Here is an 8654-nt window from a genome sequence, read left to right as displayed (position 1 = left end):
TCTTGGCCTTCCTTGAGGGAAGAATAGTCCACACCTTCGAGCTGACTCTGATGAAAGAAGAGGTCTTTCCCTTCCTCAGTTTGGATAAACCCATAGCCCTTGTCTCCAATTAGTTTCTTGATTGTACCCTTCGCCATAGCAAAGCCCCTTTCTACCTGCCACTTAGCAGCAGAAGTACCATCAGCAGATTGCCTTCAGTGACATGATACACCATCAACATCAGCTTGGATACAAAGAGGGGGTTGGCTGAAGTTCTACGAGGCACTGCTGGGCTAATAGAGTCCGAATCACTGCCTCAGGGTTCCTTAGAACCCTGCCCGCGACTCCTGGCATGACCACAAGCCAGACACGTCCAGATATCCCAGTATTTACAGTGGGTTGTTTCCCTCGCACATTGAGGGCAAAACAAATCCTTTTCTATTCATTCTCAGGCCCATAGAGGAAATCCGTGGTTTGACAATTGCCCCACTCGACGTAGAATATTAGTTTAGGAATGTAGCGAAAATTACATGGAGGAATGGTGTGAGAGATGTTACAGAGCTGAATAAGAACGAGAAAACTTGGGAGCGGCTGGTCATTACGTATGCTGTTCTGGAAAGGGCCAGGGATCTGGAGCTAGGCCGAGTTGGCGTTTCGCTTCCTCAGGCGGCAGTCCTATATTACCTGAAGACTGCCAAGGGACAGTTGACACCCGCCAGCTTGGCACGCCTAATCCACAAAGAACCTCATACCATATCCGGTCTGTTGAACCGCATGGAAGCGCAAGACCTCGTGAAGAAGACAAGCGACTTGAAGAGGAAGAACCTGGTCAGGGTGTCATTGACAAAGAAAGGTGAGGAAGCCTTCAAGCGTCAACAGAGCGAGAGAACCGTCACTAATGTCACCTCCTGCCTCTCAGAGAAGGAGCTCGGCACCTTGGATTCACTTTTGGACAAGCTCTACGCTAAAGGCCTTGAGCTACTCCGAGAGAGGCAACCGTACCCCTACGGCACAACGATTGAGTGAGGTAAAGTAAGGTCGGTACAAGCAGTGTTCTATACAATCTGTGGTTCCTGCCAGGGTAAGGGCCATATCCGTGGAACTGTGTGCTCCAGGTGCGGAGGCACAGGCAAAGTGCAGGTCCCGCTCAAGCCAGCTCCGCCAAAGCCAAAGAGGAAAGGGGGAAAGGTGCGGGTGACTACAGGCGTATTCTTTACAGAAACCACTTCCCCCAGGATTATCAGGATACTGGCTGAGGGTAAATAGCCTCCAGTTCTTACGTTTGTTGGCCACGACAAACGGCACATGGAGATAAGTGAATCGGTACCGCCTCTCTGTAAGGTAACCCCTGATAGACAAGCAGGGATACCTGTGTTATCCTTGCCGCCAAATCATCAACCTCTGAAGTCACATGAATGTTAGGGGGTCTCATGTGGGAATCTCATATTGCGTTGTTCCCACCCAGTACAGCATGGCCCCGCTCAAACAGCGAGCAATTGACACGCGTCCAAATATAAGCATTATGAAGGAGGGTTGAGTGACCATGGACCTAAAGAATCTGCAAGCCAGAATCAGGACCCTGGAGGACATCGAATCGATCAAGAAGCTGAAGGCCACCTACTGCTATCTGTGCGATGCCGGATTGAGCGATCAGCGCAACAGGGATGAACTGATCTCGCACTTCACTAGAGATGCCAAAGTGGATTTTGGCCTGGGCCCTGACTCTCAGTTCGAGGGAACGGCGGGGCTTGAGACTTTCTTTGGTACATTTGTGCCCATGGGCGTGTCGTTCTGCATGCATATGGTCCACAATCCCATCATCGAGGTTAAAGGCGATAAGGCAACGGGCAGGTGGTATTACGAAGCGCCTACTACCGATACCACAACGGGCAAGGCCCAGTGGATGGCAGGGACTTATGAGGAGGAGTACGTGAGGGAGCCTGGAGAGTGGAAATTCGCCTCCATAAAGACCAAGTGGAAGTATATCAGTCCCTATGACGAGGGCTGGGCGAAGAACCGGGGTGCGCTGCTGGCTATGGTACCAAAGGACTAGAGAAGGCAAGGACTGCCTGGTGCAGTCTTAAGAAACTGATCGCCTTCGGGACGCGGAACAGTCTATATCATCATCAGGGGGGAGATATGGCCATATACGGGTATGCCGGGAAAATCCTGCGAGCAGACTTGTCTTCAAGAAGCGCATCAACTGTTTCCACTACCGACTATTCTGATCGTTTCCTCGGCGGAAGAGGAATAGCCGCCAGGATTTACTGGGATAAGGTGCCTCCAGAGGTCGGGGCCTTCGACGCCGAGAACAGGCTGATATTCATCTCCGGTCCTCTTTGCGGAGTCCCGGCTATCGGGGGGTCGCGCTGGGAGGTGTGCGGGAAAGGGCCTGCCACCCCAGCACGATTCTGTTATGGCAACCTCGGTGGCCGCTGGGGAGCCGCCCTGAAGTTCGCCGGCTACGACGGCATCATAGTTGAGGGGAAATCTGATAAGCCGGTCTACCTCTTCCTTCATGATGACACCGTTGAATTCAGGGATGCCTCTGCTCTTTGGGGCAAGGGCGCCATCGAGGCCAGAGAGATGCTGAAAGGCGAACTGGGAAGCTCTGTCAGAGTGGTGTCCATCGGTCCCGCCGCTGAGAATATGGCGGTCATGGCTACTCTCCTGGCCGAAAACGATGCCAGCGGCTCAGGCGGGCTCGGCGCAGTCATGGGCTCCAAGAAACTGAAGGCCGTTGTGGTCAAGAGCGGTGGTGAGGGCGTGAGGGTAGCCCAACCCGATAGGCTGCAGGAGTTGATTGGGCAGTACCGTGAATTGAGAAGATGCTTTCCAACTGATGGCTGGGAGTATCTCAGCCGGTGGTCGAGGGACCCTACGTTGGAACCGAGACTGATGCCAGGCCCTGAGATGAAGAAGGAGCCCTGCTACGGGTGCCTGGGCCGATGCGCCAGAAAGGCTTATGTTTCGAGCGACGGGAAGAAGGGGAAATTCATCTGCCATTCTGCCTTCTTCTATCAACCGTGGGTGGATAAGTACTATGGTGAGTGGAATGACATAGCCTTTCAGGCCACCAAGCTCTGCGATAGCTACGGCCTGGATGCGGTGGCCATCGACCTGATGATCAGCTGGCTCCACCTGTGTTACCAGGCTGGCATCCTCACCGATGAGAGCACCGGCATACCAATATCAAAAATAGGCAGCGCGGAGTTCATAGAGTCGCTGGTGAAGAAGACCTCGCTCCGGGAAGGCTTTGGCGACCTACTGGCTCAAGGGATACACCGGGCCGCAGAGGCAGTGGGAGGTGCTGCCAGAGAGCAGGTGGGGCTGGCGGGGCATCTCTGCGAACCCGGATATCATCCATACGGACCAAGACTCTACATTACCAACGCGCTGCCCTATGCCATGGAGCCGAGGATACCGATACAGCAGCTCCATGAAGTGGGCTTGATTATGGCCAAATGGTCGGCAGGAACCAGAGGGCTGACCGCCATTTCTACCGACGTCGTCCGGGGCGTAGCCAGGAAGTTCTGGGGGAGTGAATTGGCCGCCGACTTCTCTACCTACGAGGGGAAGGCGCTGGCCGCCAAGAAGATCCAGGACAGAGAGTATGCGGAGGCGTGCCTCATCCTCTGTAACTTCCTCTGGCCCATTACGGATAGCGACCGCTCTGCGGACCGGGTTGGCGATCCGACATGGGAAAGCAGAATCGCGGCTGCTGTCCTTGGCAACGGTATAGATGAGGAAGGACTGTACAGAATAGGCGAGAGGGTCTTCAACCTGCAAAGGGCTATCCTTGTCAGAGAGGGACACCACGGCAGGGAATTCGACACTCTGCCCGATCACTTCTATACCCTGCCGCTGAAGTACGACCAGGCGAATGCCGAGTGCGTGGTGCCGGGGAAGGGTTGGGAGACCGTCTCACGCAAGGGCGCCGTGGTTGACCGAAACGAGTTCGAGAAGATGAAGGGTGAATACTATCAGCTGAGGCGATGGGATGTGCCCACGGGCCTCCAAACCAGAGAAGCCCTGGAGGGTCTGGGGCTGACAGACGTGGCCCAGGACCTGGAGAAGAGAGGGCTCCTGGCTTAGCATATTCAGTCCTGAGTTGGAGGTGAATGGTGATAACCAAATATGACGAGATGTTCTGCCACCAGGCCGTATCTACCTTTGATCAGCCTGGCACAAGCGCCCGCGAATGGACTGAGAGGGCCTGGATGCAGGTCCATGACGTCGCCGGGACAGCACACCTGGCTACCGGCTTTGGCTACTATCCCAACCGCAATGTTATGGATGCCTTTGTGGCCTTTACCATTCAGGGCCAGACCGAGTATGTGGTGCGGGCTTCGCGTGAACTCCGTCCCGACATCGATGTCTTCAGAATAGGGCCTTTATCCTACGAAGTAGTTGAGCCTCTCAAGAAGGTGCGGTACACCCTGGGTGAGAACGAATATGGTCTCAGCTACGACATAACAGTCGAGGGATACAGCCCGCTTCTTGAAGAGGACCCCGCGCAGTTGCAGATCAGCCGCGGCCGGCTGAAGGAGCACATCAAGCGCATGGTGCAGTCCGTGAGGCCCACCGGCTGGATCAAGGCGGAGGGGAAAACGTTCCAGCTTGACAAAGAGGGATGGGTGGGCGAGAGGGACCGCTCCTGGGGCATCAGACTGGCTGGCGCGGACTTTATCGAAACCGGCGTACAGACTCCGGAGATACCCGAAGGGATGCTGTTTAACTTCGCCCTGATGCAATTTGAGAAATGGGGCGCCACCTTCCACATAAGGGAGAGCTGGGATGACAAGCGCGGTTTTGTGAACCGATGGCACTTCGGCGGCGGCCTGTTTTATCCCTTCGGCAGCAACAAAGAGCCGCTGAAGCTGGTGAACGTGGAGCATAACTACAAGTTCAGGGACGATATCCCCGAACAGGCGCGGCGGTTTGCCGGTGGCAGCGTCATCCTTACTGCCATTGACGGCACCAGGAAAGAAGTCTCCATACGCCCCGTCACCATCTGCTACCAGGCACCTGCCGGATACGGTGGCTACTACAAGGACTTTATCCATGGCAAATGGATGGGAGCCAAGTGGACGGATGGGCACAAGTTTGACCTCAATAACCCGCAGGTGATGCGTGAGATCTGGGGGTACTGCGACTACGGCTCGGAGTTCAAGTGTGGCCACGAGGTTGGCCACGGGACCGTCGAACTGATGGTGGTCGGCAAGTACCCCAAATACGGGTACCAGAGCTACTAGAAGGGGAGGTGCCAAATGCTTTCGCGGCAGGTAGATTTATCTGATATTCAGTCAAAACTCACAGCCTGGCTGCAGAAGAAGATGCCGGATGCCAAGAACCTGGCCATTTCAAACCTGGAGAGATCCGGGGCCGGGATCTCTAACGAGACATTTCTCTTTAATCTTGCCTCGCAGGAACATGGGGAGCAGAAGTCGGAGGGAATGGTTCTCCGCTGCGCGCCCAGGTCGTTCCCGGTCTACCCTGACTACGACCTCAGTATTCAGTTCCGCATTATGAAGGCCATGCAGGGTACAAAGGCTCCTGTTCCGAAGGTCTACTGGCTGGAACAGGACGAGAAGCTGCTTGGCACTGCGTTCTATGTAATGGGAAGGATCGAAGGGGTCGTACCCCCGGAGTTCCCACCCTATCATTCGTTCGGCGTCTACTATGATGCCACCCGGCAGAAACGGGCAAAGATGTGGTGGTCAGCGATAGAGGCTATGACCCGGGTCCACAAAGCGGATTGGAGGGCGTTGGGCCTGTCCTTCCTCGGCATTCCCAAGGACGGCACCGATCCTCTGGACAGGCAACTTGATTATTTTGAGAGATATCTCAATTGGGACAAGGAATCACCTGATGAACGACAGCCTGTTCTGGAAGCTGCCTTGAAGTGGCTCAGAGAGAACCGCTACATTCCGGAGCATGTGACTCTGTGCTGGGGAGATGCCCGCATGCCTAACACTATGTTCAGTCCGGACGGCGATGTGGTAGCACTGTTCGATTGGGAAATGGCCTTCATCGGGGACCCCCAAGCAGACCTGGCTTTCTTCCTTATGCTCGACTGGGTGGACAGTGAAGGCTATGGGATTCCCCGCTTGGATGGCGCCCCCGGCGAGGAAGAGACCGTCCAGCGCTACCAGGAGTTGACCGGCTGGAGAGTAGACAAGCTGTTCTACAACAAGGTCTTCGCGGCCTTCAGGGGCGGCGTGGTGATTCTGAAGGTGCTGAAGAACTTCAAGAAACTCGGCGTCGCCATGCCTCAGGATGACGCTGAGTTGAACAACCCCTGCACGCAGAGACTGGCCAGTCTGTTAGGATTGCCTTCTCCGGGAGCACCTACAAGGGAGACCACCAGAGTCGAGGAGGTCACCGTGACAGTCCAGTTCCACCTGACAGGGCCTGCCGGATGTGATTGGTATGCTGTGTGTCAGAAGGGTGTCGCCACCCGCCACGAGGGCATTGCCACGAATGCGAAGTGCACCCTTACGGCCTCAGCCCAGGACTGGGCGGCCATTCAGAGAGGAGAGCTGGACCGTTTCAATGCCTGGACGGGCGGCAAACTGAAGATAGACGGTGACATGACCCTGCTGCTCCAACTCGAGGACGCCATCTCCAAGCTCGGCTAATTTGGGGGCTGAACAGTACCACAAATCCTACCAGAAATCATACCGCTCCTAACTCAGCTTGGATACAAAGGGAGTCCCAGAAACCCATTCAAGGTGGCGGAAACGCTCGTAACCTCTGTGGCATCCCTGGTTGATACCGAAGGCTCTGCTTGCCTGCATACAAGAGATGGGCTGCACACTGCCATACACAACCATGTCAACTACCGATTCTGATGATGTGCTTCATGTCTCCCCTCTCTCACCAGGTGCATTGGAAAGGATGACCCCAACAACGCCTGTCTTGGGTCTGGTGATTGTGTAGAGGAGGCCAAGATGCCTGTCTCAATGCCAGCAAGGTTTTTCGGACTTTCCAGAAGGCCCGACAGGACTTATTCCCACACAACTCTCATACCAGGCCAGCATCCCTGCGCTTTCTGTATCGCCTGACTACCCTCCAGGTAGGTAAGAGGAAAAGCACTACCAAGGCAAACTGAACCAGAGAGGAGAGCATCCAGTCTGCTGTCGTGAAGCCTCCCCTGCTCTGGGCAAATGCCAGTGGGATAACAATGCTTACCAGCACAGTCAGAAGCCAGTATGGTGCCGGGTGGAGAATAACATCGATGGGAATCTCGGAGTGCTTTCGCAGTCCCATATCACTGTAAACCTGGTTCTCCAGTTCGTAGATGTTGAGGGTCGTGCTTGCTTCAAGGTGATGAGTGAGGTCAACCGCCAGGCCGGGGTGCGACGGCCATGCCACGAAAAAGGCCCTCTTCCAACGGAAGCCAAATCTGACCACAACCGGATAAACGACTAACATCAGAAGAGGGGAAATGGTGAGAATCAGATATAAGACCTGGCGGGGTAAGTCACTGGATGCAACCAGCGCCCATGAGAGGGCCATTGCCACCCCTGGCACGAAGCGGAGTGGTACTAACCACCGGCTCCATCCCGAGACCATACCTTCCGCGTGCCCAAGAAGCCTCAGATATTCATCCAACAGACGGGTGTCATCGCTTGATTCCCCTGCCATCCTGAGTCTCCTCTGCCTGAGAAATCGCCCAATCTCCGCTGTCTTGGCGTTGATATGGGTTTCCACAAACAGTCTGACAATCGGACGGATTGCAAACCCCCACCACCAAACTCGCATCTGCCCCAATGGAAAGAGTACGAACGAAACCAAGCGTCCAAGCGTACTGCAGACCAACCGTCGGGGACCGCTGGAGGAACCGGGATTGGACGAAGAACCGGGGCGGCGGTGGATATGGATCAGGGCTTCGTTGCCGACCTGTTCCAACACCACAGCATACGCGCTAAGCAATGCGGGTAGGCTTCTGCTCACTTTAGAAATGTCAAAGCCCTTCCCCCCAAGTTGAGACGTCATGCTCCCCTTTCGGCGACATTATACCACCCAATCTCAACCTGGATACAAAGGAAGATGACCGGACACTGATGGGGGCGTTCTGGGTAGCGTACCATAAGTTGCGTAAATTGGTAGGGAATAGGCAAGGGCGTATCCTCTCAGTGAAGAGTGCAGAGAAACGAGGAACGCCCTGTGGTCATGCCCAAAGAGGTGACCGATCTGACATTAGAGGATTTGTGGCGAGAGGTCAAATGGCAATCAGAGGATTGGTGGGCGATACTGTACGGTAGACAGAACCAGAACTTTTGAATTGGCTTTCAGTCTGACTGGTTTACCCTGACCCCGACTTGGGCAGCCCATACCTGAGCAGAACAGACTCCTGTTACTCGGGCTGCACGCGCTGGACTCTTGTTCAGTCCGCGCTGCACTCGATCACCCCCAGTCCAATACTAGACTGAGCGGGAATAACGACCTGGATATCTGAACCCTCTTGAGGCAGAGGGGTATTGACCTTGTGTAAGATTATGTGTATTATATTCGCTATGAATTAGATGTGGAGGAATTAGATGGCCAAGAAAGTGATACAGGTTCCTGTTGACGCCGAGTTACTTGCGGCTCTGGATCAGCTCTCCAAGAATCAATGCAAGACTAGATCAGAGCTGATTCGCCGCGCGTGTCAGCATTACCTGAAAGAG

Annotated in this window: 7 protein-coding genes; 5 read left to right on the top strand and 2 right to left on the bottom strand. The window is 54.8% G+C overall.

Going from position 1 to position 8654, the window contains the following annotated elements; genetic code table 11:
- Positions 1 to 137, bottom strand: a 137-nt coding sequence (locus NTZ04_00245; protein ID MCX5990758.1) for a cold shock domain-containing protein, incomplete at its 3' end; no start/stop codon positions are given.
- Between the two features lie 385 nt (positions 138 to 522).
- Between NTZ04_00245 and NTZ04_00240 the strand changes: the two genes are divergently transcribed.
- The 5 genes from NTZ04_00240 to NTZ04_00220 all read left to right on the top strand — a co-directional run bounded on the left by NTZ04_00240 (position 523) and on the right by NTZ04_00220 (position 6620).
- On the top strand, positions 523 to 1005 hold the full coding sequence (locus NTZ04_00240) for a MarR family transcriptional regulator (protein ID MCX5990757.1): 483 nt from the start codon (positions 523 to 525) through the stop codon (positions 1003 to 1005).
- Positions 1006 to 1522: 517 nt separating this feature from the next.
- On the top strand, positions 1523 to 2032 hold the full coding sequence (locus NTZ04_00235; protein ID MCX5990756.1) for a nuclear transport factor 2 family protein: 510 nt from the start codon (positions 1523 to 1525) through the stop codon (positions 2030 to 2032).
- An 86-nt stretch (positions 2033 to 2118) separates the two neighbouring features.
- On the top strand, positions 2119 to 4074 hold the full coding sequence (locus tag NTZ04_00230; protein ID MCX5990755.1) for a hypothetical protein: 1956 nt from the start codon (positions 2119 to 2121) through the stop codon (positions 4072 to 4074).
- Positions 4075 to 4100: 26 nt separating this feature from the next.
- Positions 4101 to 5234 (top strand): hypothetical protein, encoded by a 1134-nt coding sequence (locus NTZ04_00225; protein ID MCX5990754.1) that lies wholly within the window; start codon positions 4101 to 4103, stop codon positions 5232 to 5234.
- A gap of 15 nt (positions 5235 to 5249) precedes the next feature.
- Positions 5250 to 6620, top strand: a complete 1371-nt coding sequence (locus tag NTZ04_00220; GenBank protein MCX5990753.1) for a phosphotransferase — start codon at positions 5250 to 5252, stop codon at positions 6618 to 6620.
- Positions 6621 to 7005: 385 nt separating this feature from the next.
- Here the strand turns inward: NTZ04_00220 and NTZ04_00215 are convergent, their stop codons facing one another.
- Entirely contained in the window at positions 7006 to 7629 is a 624-nt protein-coding gene (locus NTZ04_00215; GenBank protein ID MCX5990752.1) for a hypothetical protein, read from the bottom strand.
- Between the last annotated feature and the right edge of the window lie 1025 nt (positions 7630 to 8654).

It is taken from the genome of Chloroflexota bacterium (assembly GCA_026389585.1).
GTDB lineage: Bacteria > Chloroflexota > Dehalococcoidia > UBA2247 > RBG-13-53-26 > JAPLHP01.
Note: the sequence above shows the minus strand (reverse complement) of the source record. Positions and strands in the feature narration are given on the sequence as shown.